Origin of the sequence: Salinispora tropica CNB-440, from assembly GCF_000016425.1 — a bacterium.
In the GTDB taxonomy this organism is placed as follows: Bacteria; Actinomycetota; Actinomycetes; order Mycobacteriales; family Micromonosporaceae; genus Micromonospora; species Micromonospora tropica.
This window is the reverse complement of sequence record NC_009380.1, coordinates 2370540-2394710: the sequence shown is the minus strand read 5'-3', so window position 1 is coordinate 2394710 and position 24171 is coordinate 2370540. Positions and strand designations below refer to the sequence as shown.

The window sequence follows — 24171 nt, the reverse complement described above, 5'->3', positions numbered from 1 at the left end:
ATCAGCCGAGCTGTCCGACCGCATCCAGGATCAGCCAGAGGCCACACCCGGCGAAGAGCAACGCCGCACCGAAGCGCACGGTCCGCTCAGGCAACCTGCGGCCGAGCACCCGCCCCACCACAATCGCCAGGGCATCCGCGGCGACCATGCCGAGCGTGGATCCGACCCAGGTACCGAACCAGCCGTACTGGGTCGCCAGGGTGATGGTCGCCAGCATGGTCTTGTCGCCCAGCTCGGCGAGGAGGAACGCGACGCCGACCACCACCGCCGGGCGGCCCGACCTGTCCGCCTTACGGCGCTCCTGCTCGGTAAGGCGGTCACCGCGAAGCGCCCAGGCGCCAAACCCGAGAAACGCCACGCCGGCGAGCAGCGCGATCCATCCGGTGGGCAACGCCGCACCGAGCCCGTAGCCGATCGCCACCGAGGCCAGATGTACGACGGCCGTAGCCACGGTGATGCCGATCAGCACCGGCAACGGTCGAAGTCGGGTGGCAAAGGTCAAGGCCATCAGCTGGGACTTGTCCCCCAACTCGGCGACGAAGATGACGCCGAAGCTCACTCCCAGCGCGACGAGGAAACCCTCCATGACACCCTTCCGATCCGGCCGGAAGGAGGCACGGAGCGACCTCGACCCGGCTACCAACCTGGGTCGAAGGTCTCGCCCGCCCCGCCGAGCGGGGCCGTGTGGCCGGGTGCGGGAACACCAGTGTGTCGACCACGACGTTGGGGGCTACTCCCCTTCGTGCCGACCACTCTAGCGGACCGCCGATGGCGCTGAAGTCGGAGGCTCGGCCGGTCGAGGAGGGCCAGGCGGCGTCCGCCTACTCGGCGCGGGCGAGCGTGACGCCGAACAGGCCCGCCGGATCCGTCCAGAACTCGCTGGTGACGAAGCCTGCCGCGCGCAGCTCCGCCGCGATCCCCTCGGGCCGGAACTTCGCCGATACCTCGGTCCGTAGCTCCTCCCCGGCGGCGAACGCCACCTCGATGTCGAGCACCTGCACCCGCATCGGGTGCCGGGCCCGCAGCCGCATCTCGATCCACTCCCGCTCCGGATTCCAGAGCGCGACGTGTTCGAAGGCTGCCGGGTCGAAATCGGCACCCAGCTCCCGGTTAATCACCCGCAGCACGTTGCGATTGAACTCGGCGGTCACCCCCGCCGCGTCGTCGTACGCGGGAACAACAACCGCCGGATCCTTGACCAGATCGGTGCCGACCAGCAGCCAGTCCCCCGACTCCAACGCGGCGCGCATCGCCGCCAGGAACTCGGCGCGCTCGGCCGGCAGCAGGTTGCCGATCGTGCCGCCGAGAAACACCACGAGCCGCCGTCCGCCCGCCGGCAACCGGTCAAGATGCCGGGTGAAGTCGCCGACGATTCCGCGTACGCGCAGGCCCGGATAGTCGGCGGCGATCCGGGCGGTGGACTCGCGCAGCGCGCTCACCGACACGTCCAGCGGCACAAAGGTGCCCAGATCGCCGTGCCGGGTGAACGCGTCCAGCAGCAGTCGGGTCTTCTCCGAGGAACCGGAGCCCAACTCGATCAGCGTCTTGGCACCGCTCACCGTCACGATCTCAGCAGCCCGATCCCGCAACACCGTACGTTCGGCCCCGGTCTGGTAGTACTCCGCCAGCCGGGTGATCTCCTCAAAGAGCTCGCTGCCCCGAGCGTCGTAGAACCACTTCGGGGACAACCACTTCTCCTCGGCAGTCAACCCGGCGCGGACATCCTGCCGCAGGTTGCGTCCCAGGTCCTGCTCTTCGAGGTGGATCTCCAGCGGCTCTGCGCTCATGTCTGTCCCTTCATCATCGAAGTCTCCTGGCGGTCAGTCCGCCAGGAGGGCACACGTCCGCGCCTCGGTGGCGGTCGCCACCACCAGCTGTCCCTCTGGCACCGCCTGCCAGTCGGGGTCGTCGTCGTGCGGTTCGGACGCCAGCAGCACCGAGGTGGGCGTCCGACGAATCGACAGGCTGTGCCCGGCGACGCTCGCCACCGCCGTGTGCCCATCGGTGAGCAGCAGGTTGAGTCGGGACCCGGGGGCGGCCCGGGCTACCGCCACAACCGTCTCCGCCACGGCGCGGCCCGGCTCGACCCCAGCGCGCAGTCGATGCCGGACCAGCGCCCAGAGCAGCGCTGAATCGGTGGCCGCATCGAGGGTGAGCAGGTCGCGCACCGGCAACGCACCAGCGAGCGGGGCCATGCTGTCTGGCCAGCCGCGCACCGCCCCGTTGTGGCTGAACAGCCACCGCCCCTCCAGAAACGGCGCGGCGGCCGACTCGAGCACCGGCATGCCGACGGTCGCAGACCGGACCGCCGCGAGGATCGCGCCCGCACGGGTGACGCCGGCCAGCTGGGCGATCGTCGGGTCACTCCAGATGGGCTGCGCCCGCCGGTAGCGGACCGGATCGTCGCCGTCCGACGAGTACCAGCCGACACCGAACCCGTCGGCATTGATCGACCCACCGCGGCGCATGTCCTGCGGCGCCCAGGACTGGCGAACCAGCGACGCCGGCGGATCGAAGAGCAACTCCCGCAGGGTGACCGGCGGCCCGAGATAGACCAGGTGACGGCACATCAGCGGACCCTCACTCGGCTGCCTCTTCGGCGGCGACGTCCCGCGCACAACGGAAGCCGCTGAAGATCTGCCGCCGAATGGGGTAGTCCCAGTTGCGGAAGGTGCCCCGGCAGGCCGACCGGTCGGTGCCGAATGATCCTCCGCGCAGCACCCGGTAGTCGTCGCCGAAGAAGACCTCGGAATACTCCCGGTAGGGGAAGGCCGTGAAGCCGGGATGGCCACGGAAGGTGGTCGAGGTCCACTCCCACACGTCGCCCATCAGCTGGTGGACACCGAGTGGCGACACACCCGCCGGATAGGCCCCGACCGGTGCTGGCCAGAGATGCCGCTGACCGAGGTTGGCGTGGGTGGTCGTCGGATCCTCGTCGCCCCACGGGTAGCGGCGGGACCGACCGGTCGCCGGGTCCCAGCGGGCGGCCTTCTCCCACTCCGCCTCGGTCGGCAACCGCTTTCCCACCCAGGCGGCGTAGGCCTGCGCCTCGTACCAGCTGACGTGCACCACCGGCTCGTCGTCGCGTACCAGCGCCCACCGGCCGAAGCGGCGGTAGGCCCAGCCGTCTCCATCGGGGTGCCAGTGCAACGGTGCGGTCAGGCCCGCCTCCTGCCGGTGCGCCCACCCCGCGGCGCTCCACCAACGGGGGTCGCGGTAGCCACCCGCCGCGATGAAGGCCGCATACGCACCATTGGTGACCGGTGCCGCGTCGATGGCGTACGCGGGCAGGTGCACCCGGTGGGCCGGACGCTCGTTGTCCAGCGCCCATGGGTCGGTGTCGGTGCCCATGGTGAACTCGCCGGCCGGAACCAGTACCTCCCCGTCCACCCGGACTCGGGGCTCCGGCGGGGGCGGTGCGTCGAAGACCGCCGGACCGGAGCGCAGCTGGTGGGTCGCGAGCATGGTCTCGTCGTGCTGCTGCTCGTGTTGGACGATCATGCCGAAGGCAAAACCGTCGGTGACCAGCCGCCGATCTGTGAAGGTCACCTGGTCGAGGAGGTCAAAGACCTTGTCCCGGACCGTCGCCACGTATGCCCGTGCCTGCGGCGGCGGCAGCAACGGCAGCGCCGGCCGGTCCCGGCGAGGCTGCTTGAAGGCGTCGTAGAGCTCATCGATGTCCTGGCGGACCGGCTCCCGGCCGCCGACGTCCCGCACCAGCCAGAGCTCTTCCTGGTTACCGACGTGGGCGAGGTCCCACACCAGGGGCGACATCAGCGGCGAGTGCTGCCGCACCAGGTCGGCGTCGTCGACCGCGTCGGTCAGCACCTCGGTACGGGACCGGGCGCGGGCCAGCTCCGTCGCGATGTGCTCCCGCAGTCCCACCCCGTCGGGCCGGTCGGTCGTCTCGGTCACCGCCGCCTCTTTCCCGCGGCTTCCCGCCGCCGTCGTACGCCTCGGTCAATGTCGTCGTGCAGCGCGGGCGGCAACCCCAGCCGGGGCAACGCGGTCAGCGCTAGATCAAGAAGGTCGGCGGCCGTCGCCGCGAGAGCGTTGTCGTGCAGACCGTGCCGGGCAGCGGCGATCCACCGCTGCGCCTGCGCCCCGACGAGCGATCGGGCGGCCCGGGTGACGGCCGGCTCGGAGAGCAACGCGGCGACCACCGCCACCGGCACGGACCAGTTACCTTCCGGTTGCGCGTCGAGGTAGCGCAGCTCCAGGTAACCGCGGGGGCGCACCGGCGGAAAGAGCGTGCTCACGTGGTAGTCGAGATCGTCGACTGTGGGGGGCCGGGGCAACGCGCCGGCCAACCAGTCGGCGAAGGTGACGCCGACCGGAGCCGTCCAGTCCGGCCCATCCCGCACGCAGAGCAGCGGGGCGTCGAGGACGTACGCCGTCCAACTGGCGATCGGGTCCGCAGCGCCCTGCTCGGGAGTCCACACCGCTCGGGTCCGCGCCGGGTCGATGGCGAGCCACGCGGCCATCCGGGCCGAGACCCAGCCGGTCGGTCGCCCGGCGTGCCGACCGGCGGTGGCGAAGGCGGCGACCAGCGGTGGACCAATCGCGTGCGCCGTGGCCCACCGATCGGCGAGCTGGTCCGTCTCGCCACAATCCAGGCAGACCTGGAGGCCGGCGGTGCTGTACATCATCCTGCGCCCGGCCGGGCCACGACGATCGAAGACCCGGCGCATCGCCCGGTACCGCGGGGTCTCGAACACGGGGCGGGGCGACCGGTGGGCGTCGATACCGCCGGCGCCGAGGACCAGCCCGGCCCGCCCGAGAAGCGCGGTGAGTTGGGCGATCTCGGCTTCGGTAGCCGTAACGAGGGCGACGACCGAGGTATGGGTTGCGCTGGAGATCTCCACCTGCCCGCCGGGCTCGACGGTAACGGAGCCGCCATGCCGCAGCGGCTGGGCGGGGCTCGTGGTGTCCAGGGTGCGGGGGCTGTGCGGCCCGAGAGCAGCCCGCAGTCGGCTGGCCCCGACCGGGCGGGCGGGGTCATCGACGTCGTGCACGGTCCATTCAAGCTCGACGCCGAGCCACCGGGGTGGGCCGGTCTTGAAGCAGATCCGGGCCAGATGGCCCGCGACCGCGGCCGACGAGGTCAGGACCGTGCCGTGGTCCACCTCCGGAGACGCCACCATGGTTCGGCCCCCTTCGCCGTGCCGACGTCCGATCTGTGCCACCGTAACGCGGATCACCGACGAAGGTGGGCGCCCGCGGGTCGGCCTCCCTCTGTCTAGCAGACGAACCCGTGAATCCGGGTGGAATACGGTGGCGGCGCGTGGCGGGTGGGTCCGCCGCGGTACGTCGCCCCCGCCCGCGGTAGGTACGGTGTTGGCGTGTTGACATCGGGTGTCGTGCTCAGTGGTCGATACCGCTTGGACGAACGGATTGCCACCGGCGGCATGGGGGACGTCTGGCGGGGCGTCGATCTGGTCCTGGACCGCCCCGTGGCGGTGAAGGTGCTGCTGCCAGCGCTCGTCTGTGACCCCGGCTTCATCACCCGGTTCCGATCTGAGGCGCGGATCATGGCCGCCCTGCGGCACCCGGGGGTGGTGCAGGTCTTCGACTGCGGCGCGGACGAGCTTCCCACCGGCGACCAGGCCAACTACCTGATCATGGAGTTCGTTACCGGCGAGCCCCTGTCCCGGCGGATCGAGGCCGCCGGTCGGCTTGACGTGGCCGAGACGATGTCAATCGTCGAGCAGGCCGCACAGGCCCTGGAGACCGTGCACCGCCGCGGCGTCGTGCACCGGGACATCAAACCAAGCAACCTGGTGGTGCAGGAGAACGGGTCCGTCGTGCTGGTCGACTTCGGGGTGGCCCGTTCGACCAACGTGACGAGCATCACCAACACCAACGCCGTACCGGGAACCGCGCTCTACATGGCACCGGAGCAGGCCGCCGGGCGGCCGGTCTCCGGTGCCACCGACATCTACGCGCTCGGAGCGGTGGCCTACTGCTGCCTCAGCGGCAGCCCACCATTCACCGGTGACAGCCCCCTGCAGGTCGCCGTTGCGCACCTCGACGAAGATCCGCCCGAGCTACCCCATGACATCCCGGAGGCGGTGCGGGCATTGGTCCGCCGAGCTCTGGCGAAGAACCCCGAGAGCCGGTTTGGCAGTGGGTCCGCGATGGCGGCGGCCGCCCGCGCCGCCGTGTCGGACCCCACAGCAGTGACCGCGCCGGCTGTCCCGGCCGTCCCGGTCGACTCGGCGCCGCTGCGCACTGCCGAACCGACGACGCTGACCGACAACCCGGTCATTGATACGCACCGCCCGACCCGACGCGGACCGCTGGTCGGGGCGGTGGTCACCGTGGCGGTAGCAGTCGCTGGCCTGGCCACGGCAGTGAGTATCGGCGCTGCCGCGGTTGAGCCGACGGTAGGAACGCCGTCGTCAGCGCCGACGACCATGGGTGACGACGGGGCAGCGCCGCCGCCTGTCCCGACCACCAGCTCGGTTCCGCAGCGTTCCTATCAGCCGAACGGGTCCACCAGTACGCCACCGCCGGCACCGACACCGTCGGTGTCGGCATCGGTGTCGGCATCAGTGTCTCCGGACGCGGAACCGAGCCCGAGCGAGCAGCCGACCTCCCCAACGCCCGAGCCCTCAACACCGGACCCCGAGCCGCCCACCCCAAGCGACGACCCCACGACGACGCCGCCGGACCCGACCACCACCCCTCAGCAGTAGGTGGGCCCGAAGCGCCGGAGCAGAATCGGCCGATCAACGGCCGAGCAGCTCCCGCATCCGGCCGATCTCGACGTTCTGCTCGACGGCGACCGAGTTCGCGAACTCCAGCAGCACCGGCTCCGCCCCAACCTTCAACAGATCAATGGACATCTCGACAGCCCCGGCGTGATGATCGCTCATCATCTCCACAAAGAGTCGGTCGAACTCTGCACCCCGAGACCCGGCGAGACGGCGCATCGCCTCCGGCGACTGCATGCCACGCATTGCGCTGTGGTCGTGCCCGGCAACCTCCACCGGTAGGTTGCGGGCCTCGAGCCAGGCCCGCAACACCTCGATCTCGGGTGCCTGACTGGCCCGGATCCGCTCGGCCAGCGCCGCCACCTTCGGGTTGGCGGTCCGCCTCGGGACCAACTCCGACATCTCCAGCGCCTGCTCATGATGCGGGATCATCATCTGGACGTACCAGGTGTCCAGCGAGTTGTGCGCTCCGGTGGGGATCGCCGGCACCTCGTCGGCGGGGCGGACCCGAGCCGACTCTCCGGGCCGGCCGGGCACGATGACCGACAGCCCGGGATCGTCGCTGACCCCGACCGTTGGCGCCGCTGATCGCGATCGGTCCTGGGTGGCCCCCGACCACACCACCACGCCGAGCACCAGAGCCACCGTGGTGACAGCGGCCCACACCCACCTACCCCGCACGGTCATCCGACACCCCCAGGAGGTCAAGGTCACGGTGATCGTAACCATCGACAATCGCGAGTATATGTGATGGACGTCACCCCGCCTCACCCAGCGAGCAGGCGACAGGCAGCCCGAGGGCTTCGACGCCGTCGAGATCAACCAAAGAAAGCTCGGGTGCGAACCGACGCTAATCGACCGTAATATCTATCGACACTCGCCAGTACGGCGGTAGGGTGTGGCCAGTCGTCACACCTCGCGAAGGGCCCCGCCGATGAGCAGATCCCGCACGCCGCGGTCCCGCTGGCTCGGCACGCTGAGCCTGGCCGCGGCCGGCCTTCTCCTGACAACTGTGGTCGCCGCAGCGCCCCACGACGCCAGGGCGGCCACCACCGAGTCCAACGCCGTCACCACCGCGGATATCCCCGGGGTCGACGAGATCCGCAGCAGCCCCAACCTGAGGCAGGTCGCCAACCTGCCGAAGGAAGCACCGCTCGACGCGACGAACAGCGACCTCGCCTTCCAGGGCCGGTACGCCTTCGCCGGCAACTACAACGGCTTCGTCATCTACGACATCTCGCGTCCTTCCGCACCGACCGTCGTCTCACGCGTGCTCTGCCCGGGCTCGCAGAATGACATCTCCGTCCACGGCGACCTGCTCTTCCTCTCCACCGACTCGCCCCGCAGCGACGACTCGTGCGACAGCACCCGAGTGCCGTCAAGCGAGACCCAGTGGGAGGGCATCAAGATCTTTGACATCAGCGACAAGGCCAGTCCCCGCTATCTGAAGAGCGTGCAGACCGCCTGCGGTTCGCACACCCACACGCTGGTTCCCGGCCGGAACAGCGCGACGATGTACATCTACGTCTCGTCGTACGGCCCGTCGGACACGTACGTCGGCTGCCCGCCACCGCACGACTCGATCTCCATCGTGAAGGTGCCGGTACACCGGCCCACCGACGCCGCGGTGGTCGCCATGCCGAATCTCTTCCCCGACGGCGGCTTCGAGGGCGTGCCGGGGCAGAAGTCGGCGACCAGCGGTTGCCACGACATCACCGCCTACCCGTCGAAGAACCTGGCCGCCGGCGCCTGCATGGGTGACGGCATCCTGATGGACATCTCGGACCGGGAGGCTCCCCGGGTCATCAACCGCGTCCGGGACACCGAAAACTTCGCCTTCTGGCACTCCGCCACCTTCAACAACGCCGGCACAAAAGTGATCTTCACCGATGAGCTGGGCGGTGGCGGTGCCCCCACCTGCAACGACACCATCGGCCCCAACCGGGGGGCCGACGCAATCTACGACATCGTCGGTCGCGGCGACCGCCGCACCATGGTCTTCGGCAGCTACTTCAAGATCCCGCGGGAGAACGCCGACACCGAGAACTGTGTGGCGCACAACGGCTCGCTGATCCCGGTGTTCGGGCGGGACATCATGGTCCAGGCGTGGTACCAGGGCGGCATTTCGGTCTGGGACTTCACCAACTCGGCCAGTCCCCGCGAGATCGCGTACTGGGAGCGGGGCCCGCTGGACGGGGAGAACCTCATCGGCGGCGGCTCCTGGTCCGCGTACTGGTACAACGGCTACATCTACTCCAACGACATGGTCAAGGGCCTTGACGTTCTCAAGCTCACCGACTGGCGGACCTGGACGGCAAATTTCGTCCGCTACCCAGAGTTGAACGTACAGACCCAGTCCGGTCGCTTCGGCCGCCGGTAGCCGACGGCCGACCGGATAGCCGGTCACGACCCGACACACCGGGGGTCGGCTTCATGGGGAAGTCGACCCCCGTCTCGCCCGGGCGCCCGGTAGGGAGGTCAGGCTCGCGTCACTGGTTGCTGCAGCTCCGTCACCCCGGCCGCGGGGTCATCGGCGCAGTACTCCACGTACAGCTCGCGGGCGTAGCCCTCGGCCCGCCAGCCGTTTTCCTCGATCCACTGAGCCAGCAGCTGCAGGGTGCCCGCGACCTCATCCATCGGCCCGCGGTGAATAACCGTGGCCGCTGCCGGCACCGCCGGCAGGTCGACGACCGCGAAGTCCCGCGCCCGATCCGGGCTGACCGCGACCTCGAGGCCGGCGTGCACCACAATCTTCTCCCCGTCCCCGGCCGGCTCGTAATAGGCCAGGCTGGGCCCGCTCAGCGACACCTCCGCCACGGCCAGCCGCCGGAGCAACTCCGGGTAGAGCGGCCGGATCGCCCGACCGATGTCAGCGGTTTCGTAGCTGGCCGCCATTGCTGTCAACTCCGCGACGCGGAGCGACGGTAGCTCCTTGAGCACGACATCCTGCGTGGTCATCCGACCCTCTCTGTCTATCGCCCGAAGCCTCGCCTCGATCCGGGTCAACCGGGTGGTGTCCGCGGCAAGCTGCGCCTCCAGCTGGGCACGGCGCAGCCGCAGCAGGCCGCGCAACTCCGCGGCATCCAACACATCGTCAAGGACCAGCTGTACCTGGGCCAGAGTGAGACCGAGGTCCTTCAGCGCGATCACCCGGTTGAGCCGGCGCAGCTGGTCGGCGGTGTAGTACCGATAGCCGCTGCGTGCGTCGACAGCGACCGGCCGGAGCAGGCCGATGTTGTCATAGTGTCGCAGCATCCACCGATACCCGACCAAGCCTGGCGAAGTCTCCGATGGTGAACAGGGTCCCTCCACGGTCGGCCCTGACACCATGTCAGAGTCAACCCGGACCGATCATCCTCAGCCGGGCGACGGCACGTCGTCCCCCCGGCTGCGACGCGGTCCGACCAGCCGACGCACGACCGGCACCGCGTTCCACCTCGCCGCGCCGACCAGGTCCCGGGCGTGCTCCAGCACCGTGTAGTCCGGACGGGCTCGGCCGGCGGCGATGGCCCGGTCCAGATCGTTGCCGCAGCTGGTCAGCACGCGGTCGAAGTCACGGCGCACCGGTTCGGCCAGGTCGTAGCGGAAGGAACGGTGTAGCCGGGCGAAGACCGGCTTGTAGAGCCGAGCCCGCTCGTGCAGACCGGAGGAGTACGACATCGGGTTCTTCGGTCGTTCCCGGATGTAGTCCGGCAGCAGATCGGCGAAGGCGCGCCGGACGATCCACTTCTCCTGCCCCGCGCGCAACTTCAGCCCGATCGGCAGCCGCATCGCGAGCTCGACCACGCTCGGGTCGAGGAACGGCACCCGGGCCTCCACTCCGTACGCCATGCTGGTGCGATCGACGCGCTGCAGCTCGGTACGGCAGAGGTTGATGATCTTGTGGAGAAAGAGCCGACGGGCGGCCTGCGGGCCGACCCGGTGATACATCGGGTAGCCGCCGAACAACTCGTCCGAGCCGTCGCCAGTGAGCGCCACCTTGACGCCCAACTCACGCAGCCGCCGGAAGAGCGGCACCGAGACCACCGCGTTGATGATGTCGCCGTACTCGGTGAGTTCCGAGATACGGATCGCCTCCCGGATCTGGGCCAGGCGGATGTCCCGCGGCTGCAGCTCCACCACCTCGTGCGGGACCCCGAGGTCCTTCGCCAGCCGGCGGGCGTAGAGCAGGTCGGGGCTCTCCGGCACACCGACGGTGACCGCGACGCAGTCCGGGTGCAGTTCGCGGGCGTGTAGTAGCGCGAGTGAACTGTCCAGGCCGCCGGAGAGAACCACGCCGACGGTGAGATCGGTGTCCAGCCGCGCCCGGATGCTGTCGGTGAGGGCGGCCCGGACGAGCAGGGCGGCCTCGTCCGGGTCGTCCACTGTCGGCAACCCCTCACCGAGCGCGAGCAGGTTGACGTACGGACGCAGGCGGGCCGAGGCGTCGGCCCGCACCCAACCGTGGTGACCGGGCGGCACCTCGGTGACCGGCGTGCCGAAGCCAACCAGGGCCTTGACCTCGCTCGCCACGTGCAGACAGCCCGGGGTCTGGGTCCAGTACAGCGGCTTCACCCCGAGCGGATCACGCACCAGGTACGCCCATCCGCTGGCTCGTTCGACGATCACAAAGGCGTACTCACCGCGCAACCGGGAGACCAGCGCCTCACCCCAGTGCAGGTACCCGGCGAGGACCACCTCGGTGTCGCTCACCCCACGGAAGCGGTGTCCCAGGGCGGTCAGCTCCGCGCGCAGTTCGTGGTGGTTGAAGACCTCGCCGTTGTAGCAGAGCACCCACCGCTCGTCGGCGGAGACCCAGGGTTGCACCGCCCGCTCCCGGTCCACCACCGGCAGCCGGCGCACCCCGGTGAGCAGGCCACTCTCGGACCGGGTCTCGGTCACCTCACCGCGTGGTTCAAGGGTGGCGAGCATCCGTCGGAAGACGGCCGGATCGGCCTCCGGACCGAGACTCACGGCGATCCCGCACATCCGTTCAGACCCCCAGCTCGGCTTCGTATACCCGACGCAGCCGCCCGCGTGCCCCCGGTGCCAGACACAGGTGCCAGGCCTGCCCCTCGTCAACCACATTGACCTCGCCCGCCCGCTGCCGGGCGAGAAGCAGTTCGGCGAGGGTGTCCCGCGCTCCGAAGCGGTCGAACCAGGTCATCTCCACATCCGCGGCCCAGCCGAGGCAGTGCCCGCTGGGCAGCATCGCCGCGTACCCGAGCCGTCGCAGCCGGTACTGGTGCTCCGCGCTGCGGACCAGGCTGGTCACCCAGAGTGGCGGGGTACCCGCGGGGGCGTGGACGGTGAACTCACGGGCGATGTCGTTGAGGAGCGCCACCATCTCCCGGCGGGCTCGACGAAACAGCAGCCCGGCGGTCTGGGGAGCGGCACCGGGGCGGATTCGGCGCCGCAGCGCCCGCACCCCGCGATCAAAGAGCGTGGTCGGCTGTTCCTGGTAGCGGAAGCGCAACAGGTCCCGGCGACGTAGCCACTCCAGGTCAACCAGGTCGGCACTCTGGTTGACCTGCACGTCGGTGCGGTAGGTGGGAGCGTCGCGCCACCACATGACGTCGATGCGCGACAGCAGGTAGATCCGGACCAGAGCGGTCAGGTCGGCCGCGGAACTACGCTCGCTCGGCTGGTAGCGAGCCATCTCCAACAGCAACGTCTCACGCGCCCCGACCAGGCCCGATGGAGTGGCGTCCAGCACCGCGGCGATAGCCGGCTCGCGCAGCCGTTGGTCGATCAGTACCTGCCGGGCCGCGGTGCTGGTAGCCCCGGCGAGCGCACCCACCTCGACCAGCAGGTCGGCGACGGCGGCCCGGTACGCGTCCAGGTCCGGCTCGACAGCCGGAAGCCGGCGGGGCAGCTCCGCCGCCGCGCGCCGGGCCGGAGCAGGCGGGATGGACGGGCCAGGCTGCTGGCCCGGGCTTCGGCTGGGCACACGCATCGTCGGTCCCCTCTCCCCTCACCGCATCACCGGATGCCTCACTCTGCGTGAAATCGTAATCACCCTTAGCGGCAGCAGTTCGAATATTCCTCCTATCTCCCCGTCAAGAAGTCAAACGACCCGGAGGGTCGTGAACCGCCAGCATGCGGACAGCCGACTGGGGCCAGGCAGCCACGCCATCGGGTCAGCAACCGCGCCACCGCACGTGGGAACACCGGCCGGACGCCATGATGTGCCGGTCGGCGAAGCGGGCCCGGAGTCGTGATGAAAGGCTTGACGCATGAGTTCCGCACCCGTAAGGCCAGATCCAACTGCCGAACCGTCCACTGACGACGAGGCGACCGCCTTCGTCGACCTGGGCCTGCGCGACGAACTCCTCGCCGCGCTCGCCGCGCTCGGCTACGAGGAGCCGACGCCGATCCAGCGGGAGGCGATCCCTCCCCTGCTCGCCGGACGGGATCTACTCGGCCAGGCCGCCACGGGTACCGGCAAGACGGCCGCGTTCGCCCTGCCGATGCTGCAACGGATGCCTGCCAACCGGTCGACCACCAATCCGGTGGCACTGGTGCTGGTACCCACCCGAGAGCTGGCGGTACAGGTCTCGGAGGCGTTCCATCGGTACGGCAAGGAACTTGGCGCCCGGGTACTGCCGATCTACGGTGGCCAGCCGATCGGCCGGCAACTGCGCGCTCTGGACGCCGGGGTGGACGTCGTGGTGGCAACCCCCGGTCGAGCGCTCGACCACATCGCCCGCGGTACGCTGCGCCTGGGTGACGTCGGCACCGTCGTGCTGGACGAGGCGGACGAAATGCTGGACATGGGCTTCGCCGAGGACATCGAGGCGATCCTGGAACACGCGCCGGAGCAGCGGCAGACCGTGCTGTTCTCGGCGACCATGCCGGCCCGCATCGACGGCATGGCCCGGGCTCACCTGACCGACCCGATCCGCATCCTCATCGCGCGAGAGAAGCCGGTAGCCGGCGAGGCTCCCCGGGTACGGCAGAGCGCGTACCTGGTGTCCCGGGCGCACAAGCCCGCCGCGCTGGGCCGGGTGCTGGACGTCGAGTCCCCCACGGCGGCGATCGTCTTCTGCCGCAGCCGGGAGGAGGTTGACCGGCTCACCGAGACGATGAACGGTCGCGGCTACCGGGCCGAGGCGCTGCACGGCGGGATGAGTCAGGAGCAGCGGGACCGGGTGATGGGTCGGCTGCGCGCCGGTACCGCCGACCTGTTGGTAGCCACCGACGTGGCAGCGCGGGGCCTGGATGTCGAGCAGCTCAGCCACGTCGTCAACTACGACGTCCCCTCGGCGCCCGAGTCGTACGTGCACCGGATCGGCCGGGTGGGGCGAGCCGGCCGGGAGGGGGTGGCGATCACTCTCGCCGAGCCACGGGCGCACCGGATGCTCAAGACCATCGAACGGGTCACCGGCCAACGGATCACCATCGACAAGATCCCCACCGTGGCGGACCTGCGCAATCGTCGCCTGGAACTCACCCAGGCCGCGCTGCGGGAGAGCCTGCTGGAGGACGACCTGGAGCCGTTCCGGGTCATCGTCGAGTCACTGAGCGACGAGTTCGACCTGATGGAGGTGGCCCTCGCCGCGGTACGCCTGGCCCACGAGGCCACCCTGCCCGGCGCCTTGGAGGAGGAAGAGGAGATCCCGGAGATCGCGGTTCGCCCACCCCGGGCCGGCCGCCCGGGACACGAGGGCCGGGGAGAGCGCCGGCCGGGGCGGCCCCGGAGCGCCGGCACCACCCAGGTCTTCGTCGGGCTGGGTCGGCGTGCCGGGGTCCGACCGCAGGATCTGGTCGGCGCGATCACCGGCGAGACCGGCATGAACGGCCGGGATATCGGCTCGATCGAGATCGCGGACCGCTTCTCGCTGGTGGAGGTGCCGGCGGGGATGGCCGACGAGGTGATCTCCGGCCTGCGCGGCAGCACCATCAAGGGACGCCGGACGACCGTTCGCCGCGATCGTGACACCGACGGGGGTGACCGCCGCCGGCAGCACCGTTGAGTGGGCGGGGCTCTCGCCGACGCCCCTGGCGTTGGGGAGGGGCCCGTTTTCTGGCCCTCGGCGGTGGCGACAGGCTCGTCGCCACCGGTGATGCCCAAACTCCGGGCGCACCAGCCGGCCGACGATGGTCGGCACTGGTGCGCCCGACGCGTTTTCGGTCGCTACCGTGGTGATTTCGGTACCAGATTTCACTTCATCCGAAATGAAGTCGACGCGTTTTGTTGCGAAAATACCCGGAGATAGGTCAAACTTTGACCACACCCCGCCCCCACACAGGGAGTAATCGGCCATGGCAAGAAAAGTAATCACGGTTCTGACCGACGACCTCGACGGCGGAAAAGCCGATCGGACCGTCGAGTTCAGCCTGGACGGCGTGGCGTACACCATCGACGTGTCCGACGAGAATGCAGGCATCCTGCGGAAAACGCTGGATCCGTATCTGAGCGCTGGCCGCAGGATCGGCCGGGGCGGCGTGGACACGTCGCGGGCGCTGCGACGGGGCACCAGCACCGGAATAGACCGGGAGCAGAACCGCGCGATCCGGGAATGGGCTGTACAGAACGGCTACAAGATTTCCGAGCGCGGCCGCATCCCGGTGGAGGTCGTCGAGGCGTACAAGAAGCGCTGAGCGCCCGGGTAGCCCACCCGCGCGGGGCCGTGCCGATTCCGGCACGGCCCCGTCGTCTATTGCGCCGGCCAACGGTCCCGCCACCAGTGACGTGACCCGTACCCCGCATCACGACTAGGGGCGTCCGCCGGACCGGAAGCACCCACCACGGCACGGCCACAGTTGTGGATCAACCGCTGGAGTCAACCTCCGCACCGCGTGCGGGCAACGACGACCCACCGCGCGTTTCGCGGCCAACCGACAACGCCCTCCTTCCGGACGGACCACCGGCGGGTGTCCAGGTGGCTGAATTGATCCGGCTCGCCAACATTCGACCGTGACCGAGGTCAGGGGCAACCCCAGTCCACGACCTGACTTGGGATGCAGTTGGTTCCGGGCCCGTTCAGTTATAGGTCAAACTATGGGCGCAGCACGCCGACTGACCGCATCGGCGATAGCGAGATCGCTGTTGGTGAACGCCAGCGACACCACCTGCCCGAGTCGATCGACGTTGAGTGATCTGCTCCAAATGCTGCACAAGGAGCAATCAACACCGAGAGTAAGGATTTGACCGCCGGATCAGGACCCGGGCAGACCACGCCTCCGGCCAGATCCCGGTTGAAATCCCTCCTTCGTCGACGCCCTCAGCCTCGCCCCCCGGTTCACCAAGTCACTCCCCGACCACGCGGGTCAGCGATTGACGGAAAGTAGTGCGGCAGGCCAACACAATGCGGTCTGTAGGTCCGACGCCGGCCGCATAAGGAGCATCCGGCGACACGGCACGGCGGCATACTGCCAGGCCGCGTCCCGTCGCTTTCTCACCGCCTCGGTACAGCTGCCCTGGCTGGCGCTTGGCCTGCCAGTCGGATCAGGGTGGGGCGGCGATCTCGCCAGACGGTCATGCTGGCCTGCTGCCGGCCACCCGCGTGCTCGCCCTAATCCGGACACTCACCGGGCTACTCGCTGTCAATGACTGAACGCTGAGCGTGCGGACCGCGCCGCGGGTGCGGTCCCCTACAGCCGCTGCGGGCACGGAGAACGGTAAAACCGCGCCCAGGTCAGCGCCACACCACCACCTCGTCCAGCGGCTTGCGGGAAATGTCTGGCACGGTCGCCCCGTCCGCCGGATAGCCGACCGGAATGATCAGGTTTCCCCGCTCCTCGGCAGGCCGGTCCAACAACTCGTTGAGGAAGCGCATCGGACTCGGGGTGTGGGTCAGGGTGGCGAGGCCAGCCTGGTGCAGCGCGGCGAGCAGCAGCCCGACCGCGATCCCCACCGACTCCTTCACGTAGTAGGGGCGTGGACTCTGGGGGCCGCGGTGCACCTCGAAGACGACGACCACCGCCGGGGCGGTCTCCAGGAACGGCTTGCTCGCGTCCGTTCCCAACGGCGCCAGCGCCGAGAGCCACTCCTGCGGCGCGCGCTGCTCGTAGAACACCCGCTCCTCGGCCTCCGCGGCGACGCGCAGCCGCCGCTTGAGCTCCGGTTCGGTCACCACCACGAACCGCCACGGCTGCCGATTCGCGCCACTCGGTGCCGAGGCCGCCGCCCGCAGGGCGTGCGTGAGCACCCCCTCCGGGACTGGCTTGTCGCTGAAGTCCCGCACGGTACGGCGCCGGACCATCGCATCGGCGAAGCCGCGTACCCGAGCCAGCGCCGACGCAGGCGGCACGCCGTAGTCGGATAGTGGTCGGACGGCGGGGGGTTGCTCAGCGCTGTTCGGCGGCATCCTGCCATTGTCGGCGTCCCGTGTGGCCGTGGCCACTCCCGCAACGGCATGATCGACGTAACGGGCCAGAGGAGGCGGAGCGGATGCGGGTGGTATCACTGGTGCCGTCGTTGACCGAGGCGGTGGCGTTGACGTTGCCCGGGACGCTGGTCGGCGCTACCGACTGGTGCGCCCACCCGATTGGCCTGGACGTGCCCCGGGTCGGCGGCAGCAAGTACCCGGACCTGGACCGGGTACGCGCGCTTCGGCCGGACGTGGTCCTGCTCAACGTCGAGGAGAACCGGCGCGAGGACGCGGACGCCCTGGTGGCGGCGGGGGTACCGGTGCGGGTCACCTACCCTCGTACCGTCGATGAGGCGCTCACCGAGTTGGCCGAGCTACTCACCGAGTTAGGTTCGCCGGGTGAACCCGAGTGGTTGGTGGCCGCTCGCCGCGCCTGGGCGGAGCTACCCGAGGACAGGCCCCCACGCCGAGCCGTGGTGCCCGTCTGGCGACGCCCGTGGGTGGCGCTGGGCCGGGACACCTTCGCCGGGGACGTGCTTCGCCGGCTGGGGCTGACCAACCTGTACGCGGACCACGCCGAGCGGTATCCCCGGCCGCCCCTGAACGAGCTACGCGGCCGGGCTCCTCAACTGGTCGTGTTGCCCGACGAGCCGTACCGTTTCACCGCGAATGACGGGCCGGAGGCATTCCCCGAGCTGCCGTGTGCCCTCGTCTCCGGTCGGCACCTGACCTGGTATGGCCCATCCCTGGTGGAAGCGCCCGCGGTCCTGGCCGCCCAGCTGGCGGCGCCGGTCACCCACGTGGCGGGCTGAGGCACAGGTCCAAGGTCCCGTCCGGCGAGCCCGGTTGGCCCTGCCCACACGCATCGCCGCCACGGTCCAATGGAGGAGCCACGGACAGTGCGACACGAGGCACAAGCAGAAAGGGACGTGGAGACGATGACCGCAACGACCAAGCGGAACCACGCCGAGACAACCGGCAACCTGAACCAGGTTGAAACCGGGCAGGGACGCGCCGCCCGTTACGTGCTGGCTGGCACCCGCCTGGCTCTGGGCTGGATCTTCCTCTGGGCCTTTCTCGACAAGCTGTTCGGGCTGGGGCGGGCGACCGAGGCCGACAACGCCTGGATCAACGGCGGCAGCCCGACGAAGGGCTTCCTGAGCTTCGGTGCGACCGGCCCGTTCAAGGACTTCTACAACGGCTTCGCGGGCGCGGCCTGGGCCGACTGGCTGTTCATGATCGGACTGGCGGCCATCGGCACCGCCCTGCTGCTCGGGATCGGCATCCGGGTAGCCGCCGCGACCGGCGGACTACTCATGGTCCTGATGTGGACGGCTGTCCTGCCGCCACCGAACAACCCGTTCATGGACGACCACCTGATCTACGCCGCGGTGCTGGCGGTCATCGCCCTGCTCAACGCCGGTGACACCTGGGGCCTCGGTCGAGCCTGGGCCGGGCTCCCGATCGTCCGGCGGATGCCCTGGCTCCGTTGACGATCTCGGTACTCCACTGGGCGGGCGTCACCACTGGTGACGCCCGCCCAGCACGTGTGCCGCCCCCAGGAAATCGGCCAACGGCGATCCGGCAGGATCGGGCACGTCAGGCAGCACGACGAAGGACAGGAGACGCTGGTGAACCAGGCAGCGAAGCCCGAGGTGGGACCGATCGAAGGCGCCCCGCCGAGCGAGCTCCTCGTCGAGGAGATCACGGTCGGCGAGGGAGCGGAGGCGCAAGCCGGGCAGATCGCCCGCGTCCACTACGTCGGCGTCGCGCACTCCACGGGCCGTGAGTTTGACGCGTCGTGGAATCGTGGCGAGCCGCTCGAGTTCCCCCTCGGGGGCGGGCGGGTCATCGCCGGCTGGGACCAGGGTGTCGTCGGTATGCGAGTCGGTGGCCGGCGGCGACTGACCATCCCGCCGCACCTCGGTTACGGCGACCGCGGCGCCGGCGGCGTCATTCGGCCGAACGAGACGCTGGTCTTTGTCGTTGACCTGCTCGACCTCCGCTGACCGGGTCTGGCTAACCGGGCCGGTGCCCCTCCGAAACTGCCAGAGGGGCACCGGGCCCGCACGACACCTCAGCCCCGCCCGGTCAGCCGCCGCTCACGGAGGGCTCCGGCGCGGGAGAGCCGCTGCCCTCGGACGGCACCGGTGCAGGGGAGCCGCCGGCCACCGCACCCGGGTTCGGCGCAGCCGGACTCGGTTTCAGGCCGGCCGGCACGGGCAGGGCACTGCCCTTGACGTACTCCTCCCAGCTCTCATTCCAGGCGGTCCAGCCGTTGCCCTCGTCCAAGGTCACCTCGGTGCCCTTGATGGTCACCAGATCGCCGACCTCGGTGATGCCCATCAGCCAGTCGGCAGCGGCGGCGGCGAGGTTGGTACAGCCGTGGGAGACATTGCGGTACCCCTGAACTCCCTCCGACCAGGGCGCGCCGTGGAGGAACTCACCCCGCCAGGTCAACCGCTGTGCATCCTCGACATCCACCACGTACGGGTCCGCTGAGCCACGGGTGTCGAAGGTGGTGAACTGATGCTTTTCCATGATCACCATCTTGCCGCTGGAGGTCGGCGTGCTCGGCTTTCCGAGGCTCACCGGTAGCTCCCGCAGCAGCTTTCCGTCCTGGAACACCGACATCTGCTTGGTGTCGTTGTCGATCTCCAAGGCGACCTGACGGCCGATCTTCGAGGTTGCCCGTCGGTCGGCGTCGCCCACGTAGTCCTCGCCGATCGGCAGGCCCTCCAAACCGGCGCGGAAGCTGATCGTCGTACCCGGTCGCCAGAAGTCCGGCGCCCGGTAGTAGACCTGGCTGCCGTCAGACACCCAGGACCACACCCCGGGCTGGGACGGGTTAGTCCGCACGAACAGACGCCGCTGAACGGCGGCCCGGGCCTCCTCCGGAATCGGTGGGTCGAACGCGACGGTCACTGGCATCGCGGTTCCATACGTCCGGTCACCCGTGAAATACAACGTGCTGGTAATTGCCGGTTTGGTGGACTTCGGCCTGGTGGTGAAGGTTGTTTTCCGGGTGGTAGTGGTTTTACCGGAGTCACCGGTAGCAGTCACCTCGGCGGTATACGTCCGTTTTGGCTTCAACGGCGCGCTCGGCACCCAGGTTGAGCCATCCTCCCGCGGCTCTCCCTCGACCTCGGCGCCCGTGTCATCGGTGATGCGGACCGCGGTAATCGTCCCGCCCTTGACCGTGGTGCCGACCTCGGCGCTGATCGGAACGTCCGAGGTCTGGTCGGTCGGCGTCACGGTTAGTTCCGGCGGTGCCGGTCGGGCCTCCTCGCGCCCGCCGATGGTGCACCCTCCGAGCGCTACCGGTACGGCCGCGACAGTTACCGCGAGCAGCGTCATTCGCCGCCTGAATTTCATGTGCGTCCCCCCGATTGTGGCCTACCTCCGCCACATTCTCTCCGCCACACAGTTCGGGGCACGCGTTTTCGACAAATTCGGCAACGTAATTATCGCCCCCCTTTTCGTATTCTGCGCCGTCCGTTCCTGGATTGCCCGAACATGGCCACCGGTCACATCCGAACCATCCGGGGCCGTTCGACCGAAATTCACGCCAAGGTGCGGCGGAGCCCGAAACGCGGGGCCGTGCGGCCCCGCGTCCCAAGTCAGAGGTTCGCGATCAACACCGCTGGCCGCTCGACGCAGTCCGCGACGTGCCGCAGGAAGCCACCGGCCACCCCGCCGTCGCAGACCCGATGATCAAAGGTGAGGCTGAGCTGTGTCACCTTGCGGACCGCAAGCTGCCCGTCAACCACCCACGGCTTGTCCACGATCCGCCCGACGCCGAGCAGCGCCGCCTCCGGATGGTTGATGATCGGCGTGGACCCGTCCACCCCGAACACGCCGTAGTTGTTCAGCGTGAACGTCCCGCCGGCGAGCCGGGCCGGCGACAGCGTTCCTGCCCGCGCCGCCTCCGTGGTCTCGGCCAACGCGGCGGCCAGCCCGGCGGTGGTGAGCCGCTGTGCGTCGCGCAAGACCGGGACCACGAGCCCTCGGTCGGTCTGGGCGGCGATCCCCAGGTGTACCCCGGCGGACTGGATGATCCGCTGCGCCTCGCTATCTACCCGGGCGTTGAGCTGGGGGAACCTCCGTAGACCGGAGAGGCAGATCCGGGCGAGCAGCGCCAGGATGCTCACCGGTTCGGCCGGGGTGGCCGCGTTGATGGCCGCCCGGGTCTCCAGCAGGGCGGTCGCGTCGGCATCCACCCAGATCGTCACCTCGGGAATCTCCCGCCGGCTGCGGGAAAGCTTGTCGGCGATTACCTTGCGGATGCCGGTCAGCGGCACGATCACCTCGCCGTCGGCGGGCACGGCGTGCGTGTCGGGCACGGCGACCGACGCCGGGGTGGCAGCCTCCACATCAGCCCGGCGAATCACCCCGCCACGACCGGTGCCGCGCAGGGTGGCAAGGTCGACGCCGCGCTGCTTCGCCAGCCGCCGCACGATCGGCGAGATGACCCGAAGGCTCTCGCCGACCGAACCAAGGCCGCCACTCGGGGCGGCACTGGCCGGTACGGCCCCGGCAACCCGGGGCCGGCGCCGACGAGCCGCGCCGCCGTGGCCGGTGCCGTACCCGATCAAGACGTTCCCGGAGCCAGCTCGCTCCTGCTCACGGTTGACCGCGGGCCCGCCAGCCCCACCGGGGGCGCTATCCGCCTCGACCGCGTCCAACGACGCGACGGTGATCAAAGGCTGGCCGACCGGCCGCACCTCGCCCGCCGCGCCGTGCAGGGCCACCACCCGCCCGGCGTACGGGCAGGGCACGTCCACGACAGCCTTGGCCGTCTCCACCTCCACGACGGCCTGGTCCACCGTTACCGTGTCGCCCACGGCGACCCGCCACTCGACGATCTCCGCCTCGCTCAGCCCCTCCCCGAGGTCCGGCAGGAGGAAGACCCGCTCACTCATCAGGCCGCCACCCATCGCTCGTCGGGCTGGTCGTCCCACTGGAGGCGGGCCACCGCGTCGAGCACCCGATCCACCGACGGCAGGTGGGTGTGCTCCAGCATCGGCGCCGGATAGGGGATGTCCAGCCCGGCAACCCGCAGCACCGGCGCGTGTAGGGAGTGGAAGCAACGCTCCTGCACCCGCGCGGCGATCTCCGCGCCGACTCCGGCGAAGCCCTGGGCCTCCTGGACCACCACGCACCGGCCCGTCTTTCGCACCGACGCCGCGATCGTGCCGTCGTCGAACGGTACGATCGTCCGCACGTCAACGACTTCGAGGTTCCAGCCCTCCTCCTGGGCCGCCTCGGCGGCTGCCAGGGCCACCGGCACCGCCGGCCCGTACGCGACCAGGGTGGCATCAGTGCCCCGACGGCGTACGACGGCGCGGCCGAACGGCTCGGTCCGAGCTGGCAACTGCGTCTCGGCGCTGGCGAAGTAGAGCTTCTTCGGCTCCAGGAAAACGACCGGGTCCGGATCGTCGATCGCCGCACGCAGCAGCGAGTAGGCATCGGTCACGGTGGCCGGGGTGACGACCTTCAGACCGGGGGTGTGCGCGTAGTACGCCTCGGAGGAGTCGCAGTGGTGCTCCACCCCGCCGATGCCGCCCGCGTACGGGATCCGGATGACGATGGGCGCGCTCAGCGCGCCACGGGTGCGGTTGCGCAGCTTCGCCACGTGCGAGGCGATCTGCTCGAAGGCCGGGTACCCAAACGCGTCGAACTGCATCTCCACCACCGGCCGCAGCCCGGACATGGCGAGGCCAACCGCGAAACCGACGATGCCAGCCTCGGCGAGCGGTGTGTCGAAGCAGCGCTTGTCGCCGAAGCGGGCCGCCAGCCCGTCGGTGATCCGGAAGACCCCGCCGAGTTGGCCGACGTCCTCACCGAAGACGACCACCCGGTCGTCGTCGAGCATCGCGTCGGCGAGCGCGGTGTTGAGCGCCTTAGCCATGGTCATGCTGGCCATCACCCGGCTCCCTCCTGGTCGGCGGTCAGCTCGGCACGGACCTGTTCGCGCTGTTCGACCAGCTGCGGCGTCGGCTCGGCGTAGACGTGGTCGAAGAGCGTCAACGGGTCAACGGTTGGCTTGTCGTGCATCCGCTCGCGCAGGTCGGCCGCGTACTCCTCGGCCTGCGCGGCCACCCGCGCCACCGTGCTGTCGTCCAACGCCCCCCGGTCCCGCAGGTGGGTCTCCAACCGAACAACCGGGTCGCGGTCCTGCCAGCTCGCCACCTCATCGGCGTCCCGGTAACGGGCGGCGTCGTCGGCGTTGGTGTGCGGCTCCATCCGGTAGGTGTGCGCCTCCACCAGAAAGGGGCCGTGGCCGGCACGGGCGTGCGCCACGGCCCGGTTGAGCACCGCGAGGACGGCGACCGGATCGTTGCCGTCGACCTGCTCGCTGGGCACGCCGTAACCGACGCCCTTGTACGCGAGACTGGGTGCGGCGGTCTGCCGGGACAGCGGCACGCTGATCGCGTACTGGTTGTTCTGGACGAAGTAGACGACCGGCGCCTTGAAGACGGCGGCGAAGTTGACCCCCTCGTGGAAGTCACCCTCACTGGTGGCACCGTCGCCGATGAAGGCCAATGCCACCGTGTCCCGGCCCTGGTACGCCTCGCCGTAGGCGAGGCCGGCGGCGTGCACACACTGGGTGGCCAACGGGGTGCACTGCGGGGCGGTGCGCCGCACGGCCGGATCGTAACCACAGTGCCAGTCCCCGCGGAGCAGGGTCAGCACCTCGACGGGGTCGATCCCTCGGGCGGTCAACGCCATTGACTCGCGATAGGTCGGGAACACCCAGTCGTCGTCGCGTAGCGCGAGGATCGCGCCGACCTGGCACGCCTCCTGGCCCCGAGCCGACGGGTAGACGGCGAGTCGGCCCTGTTTGGTCAGGGCGGTGGCCTGCAGGTCAAAGCGGCGGCCGAGCACCATCCGGCGGTACAGCTCGACGAGCACCTCGACCGGGGGCGCCGGGTAGTCGGGGTGCGCCGGCAGTGGGGTGCCGGCGGGGTCGAGCAGGCGAATCTGCTCGCTGGTGGGCAGCAACGGGCGGGCCGGATCCGGTGGTGCGGCCGGCCGGGGCCTTCTGCGGACCGCCCGGGGTGTGGTCGTCACGGCGGTTACCTCCTGGACATCTGGTGCGCCCATGCTCCTGCGGTCGGATGATTGACTCAAGATCCGCCGCAAACGCAGGATGGTTG

The 24171-nt window shown here is 69.8% G+C and carries 20 protein-coding genes and 1 pseudogene; 7 read left to right on the top strand and 14 right to left on the bottom strand.

Going from position 1 to position 24171, the window contains the following annotated elements:
* Position 1: 1 nt before the first annotated feature.
* The 5 genes from STROP_RS10655 to STROP_RS10635 form a co-directional block, all read right to left on the bottom strand.
* On the bottom strand, positions 2-586 hold the full coding sequence (locus STROP_RS10655; RefSeq protein ID WP_011905998.1) for a TMEM165/GDT1 family protein: 585 nt from the start codon (positions 584-586) through the stop codon (positions 2-4).
* Positions 587-821: 235 nt separating this feature from the next.
* Positions 822-1787 carry an L-histidine N(alpha)-methyltransferase gene (gene egtD, locus STROP_RS10650; protein ID WP_011905997.1) on the bottom strand — a complete coding sequence of 322 codons (966 nt, stop codon included), beginning with the start codon at positions 1785-1787 and terminating at the stop codon, positions 822-824.
* A 33-nt stretch (positions 1788-1820) separates the two neighbouring features.
* A complete protein-coding gene (gene egtC / locus STROP_RS10645; RefSeq protein ID WP_011905996.1) occupies positions 1821-2570 on the bottom strand; it encodes an ergothioneine biosynthesis protein EgtC in 750 nt (249 codons plus the stop codon).
* 10 nt (positions 2571-2580) lie between these two features.
* Positions 2581-3915, bottom strand: coding sequence for an ergothioneine biosynthesis protein EgtB (gene egtB, locus STROP_RS10640; protein ID WP_011905995.1), 1335 nt, complete (start codon positions 3913-3915; stop codon positions 2581-2583).
* Entirely contained in the window at positions 3912-5144 is a 1233-nt protein-coding gene (locus STROP_RS10635; protein WP_011905994.1) for a glutamate-cysteine ligase family protein, read from the bottom strand. The genes egtB and STROP_RS10635 overlap by 4 nt, the downstream gene beginning before the upstream one ends.
* 216 nt (positions 5145-5360) lie before the next feature.
* On the opposite strand from STROP_RS10635, the gene STROP_RS10630 reads away from it, so the two are divergent.
* Positions 5361-6698 carry a serine/threonine-protein kinase gene (locus STROP_RS10630; RefSeq protein ID WP_028568650.1) on the top strand — a complete coding sequence of 446 codons (1338 nt, stop codon included), beginning with the start codon at positions 5361-5363 and terminating at the stop codon, positions 6696-6698.
* Positions 6699-6731: 33 nt separating this feature from the next.
* On the opposite strand, the gene STROP_RS10625 is transcribed toward STROP_RS10630, so the two are convergent.
* Positions 6732-7403 carry a DUF305 domain-containing protein gene (locus STROP_RS10625; RefSeq protein WP_011905992.1) on the bottom strand — a complete coding sequence of 224 codons (672 nt, stop codon included), beginning with the start codon at positions 7401-7403 and terminating at the stop codon, positions 6732-6734.
* Positions 7404-7650: 247 nt separating this feature from the next.
* Here STROP_RS10625 and STROP_RS10620 point away from each other — a divergent pair, with 247 nt between their 5' ends.
* Positions 7651-9096 carry an LVIVD repeat-containing protein gene (locus STROP_RS10620; RefSeq protein WP_011905991.1) on the top strand — a complete coding sequence of 482 codons (1446 nt, stop codon included), beginning with the start codon at positions 7651-7653 and terminating at the stop codon, positions 9094-9096.
* A 98-nt stretch (positions 9097-9194) separates the two neighbouring features.
* Here STROP_RS10620 and STROP_RS10615 read toward each other — a convergent pair.
* From STROP_RS10615 to STROP_RS10605, 3 genes and pseudogenes are all read right to left on the bottom strand, one after another.
* Positions 9195-10017: pseudogene (locus STROP_RS10615) on the bottom strand (MerR family transcriptional regulator).
* Between the two features lie 56 nt (positions 10018-10073).
* Positions 10074-11684 (bottom strand): asparagine synthetase B family protein, encoded by a 1611-nt coding sequence (locus STROP_RS10610; protein ID WP_011905989.1) that lies wholly within the window; start codon positions 11682-11684, stop codon positions 10074-10076.
* A gap of 4 nt (positions 11685-11688) precedes the next feature.
* The gene (locus tag STROP_RS10605; protein WP_011905988.1) at positions 11689-12651 is read right to left on the bottom strand and encodes a hypothetical protein; all 963 of its coding nucleotides are present in this window, start codon (positions 12649-12651) and stop codon (positions 11689-11691) included.
* 280 nt (positions 12652-12931) lie between these two features.
* Between STROP_RS10605 and STROP_RS10600 the strand changes: the two genes are divergently transcribed.
* Positions 12932-14671: a DEAD/DEAH box helicase gene (locus tag STROP_RS10600; RefSeq protein ID WP_011905987.1), complete on the top strand. Its 1740-nt coding sequence runs from the start codon at positions 12932-12934 to the stop codon at positions 14669-14671.
* Between the two features lie 289 nt (positions 14672-14960).
* Positions 14961-15299 (top strand): histone-like nucleoid-structuring protein Lsr2, encoded by a 339-nt coding sequence (locus STROP_RS10595; protein WP_011905986.1) that lies wholly within the window; start codon positions 14961-14963, stop codon positions 15297-15299.
* Positions 15300-16336: 1037 nt separating this feature from the next.
* Here STROP_RS10595 and STROP_RS10590 read toward each other — a convergent pair.
* Positions 16337-17044, bottom strand: coding sequence for a nitroreductase family protein (locus STROP_RS10590; RefSeq protein ID WP_018830074.1), 708 nt, complete (start codon positions 17042-17044; stop codon positions 16337-16339).
* A 47-nt stretch (positions 17045-17091) separates the two neighbouring features.
* Between STROP_RS10590 and STROP_RS10585 the strand changes: the two genes are divergently transcribed.
* From STROP_RS10585 to STROP_RS10575, 3 genes are all read left to right on the top strand, one after another.
* On the top strand, positions 17092-17823 hold the full coding sequence (locus STROP_RS10585) for a helical backbone metal receptor (RefSeq protein ID WP_011905984.1): 732 nt from the start codon (positions 17092-17094) through the stop codon (positions 17821-17823).
* Between the two features lie 117 nt (positions 17824-17940).
* Positions 17941-18504, top strand: coding sequence for a DoxX family membrane protein (locus STROP_RS10580; protein WP_026274888.1), 564 nt, complete (start codon positions 17941-17943; stop codon positions 18502-18504).
* A 138-nt stretch (positions 18505-18642) separates the two neighbouring features.
* Entirely contained in the window at positions 18643-19020 is a 378-nt protein-coding gene (locus STROP_RS10575) for an FKBP-type peptidyl-prolyl cis-trans isomerase (RefSeq protein ID WP_011905982.1), read from the top strand.
* Positions 19021-19102: 82 nt separating this feature from the next.
* Here STROP_RS10575 and STROP_RS10570 read toward each other — a convergent pair whose 3' ends face one another.
* From STROP_RS10570 to pdhA, 4 genes are all read right to left on the bottom strand, one after another.
* On the bottom strand, positions 19103-20386 hold the full coding sequence (locus STROP_RS10570; RefSeq protein WP_011905981.1) for a L,D-transpeptidase: 1284 nt from the start codon (positions 20384-20386) through the stop codon (positions 19103-19105).
* Positions 20387-20631: 245 nt separating this feature from the next.
* Complete coding sequence (locus tag STROP_RS10565) at positions 20632-21948, bottom strand: dihydrolipoamide acetyltransferase family protein (RefSeq protein WP_028564155.1); 1317 nt, start codon at positions 21946-21948, stop codon at positions 20632-20634.
* Complete coding sequence (locus STROP_RS10560; RefSeq protein WP_011905979.1) at positions 21933-22937, bottom strand: alpha-ketoacid dehydrogenase subunit beta; 1005 nt, start codon at positions 22935-22937, stop codon at positions 21933-21935. Before STROP_RS10560 ends, STROP_RS10565 begins: the two co-directional genes overlap by 16 nt.
* Positions 22937-24118, bottom strand: coding sequence for a pyruvate dehydrogenase (acetyl-transferring) E1 component subunit alpha (gene pdhA, locus STROP_RS10555; RefSeq protein ID WP_026275663.1), 1182 nt, complete (start codon positions 24116-24118; stop codon positions 22937-22939). Before pdhA ends, STROP_RS10560 begins: the two co-directional genes overlap by 1 nt.
* Positions 24119-24171 lie beyond the last annotated feature (53 nt).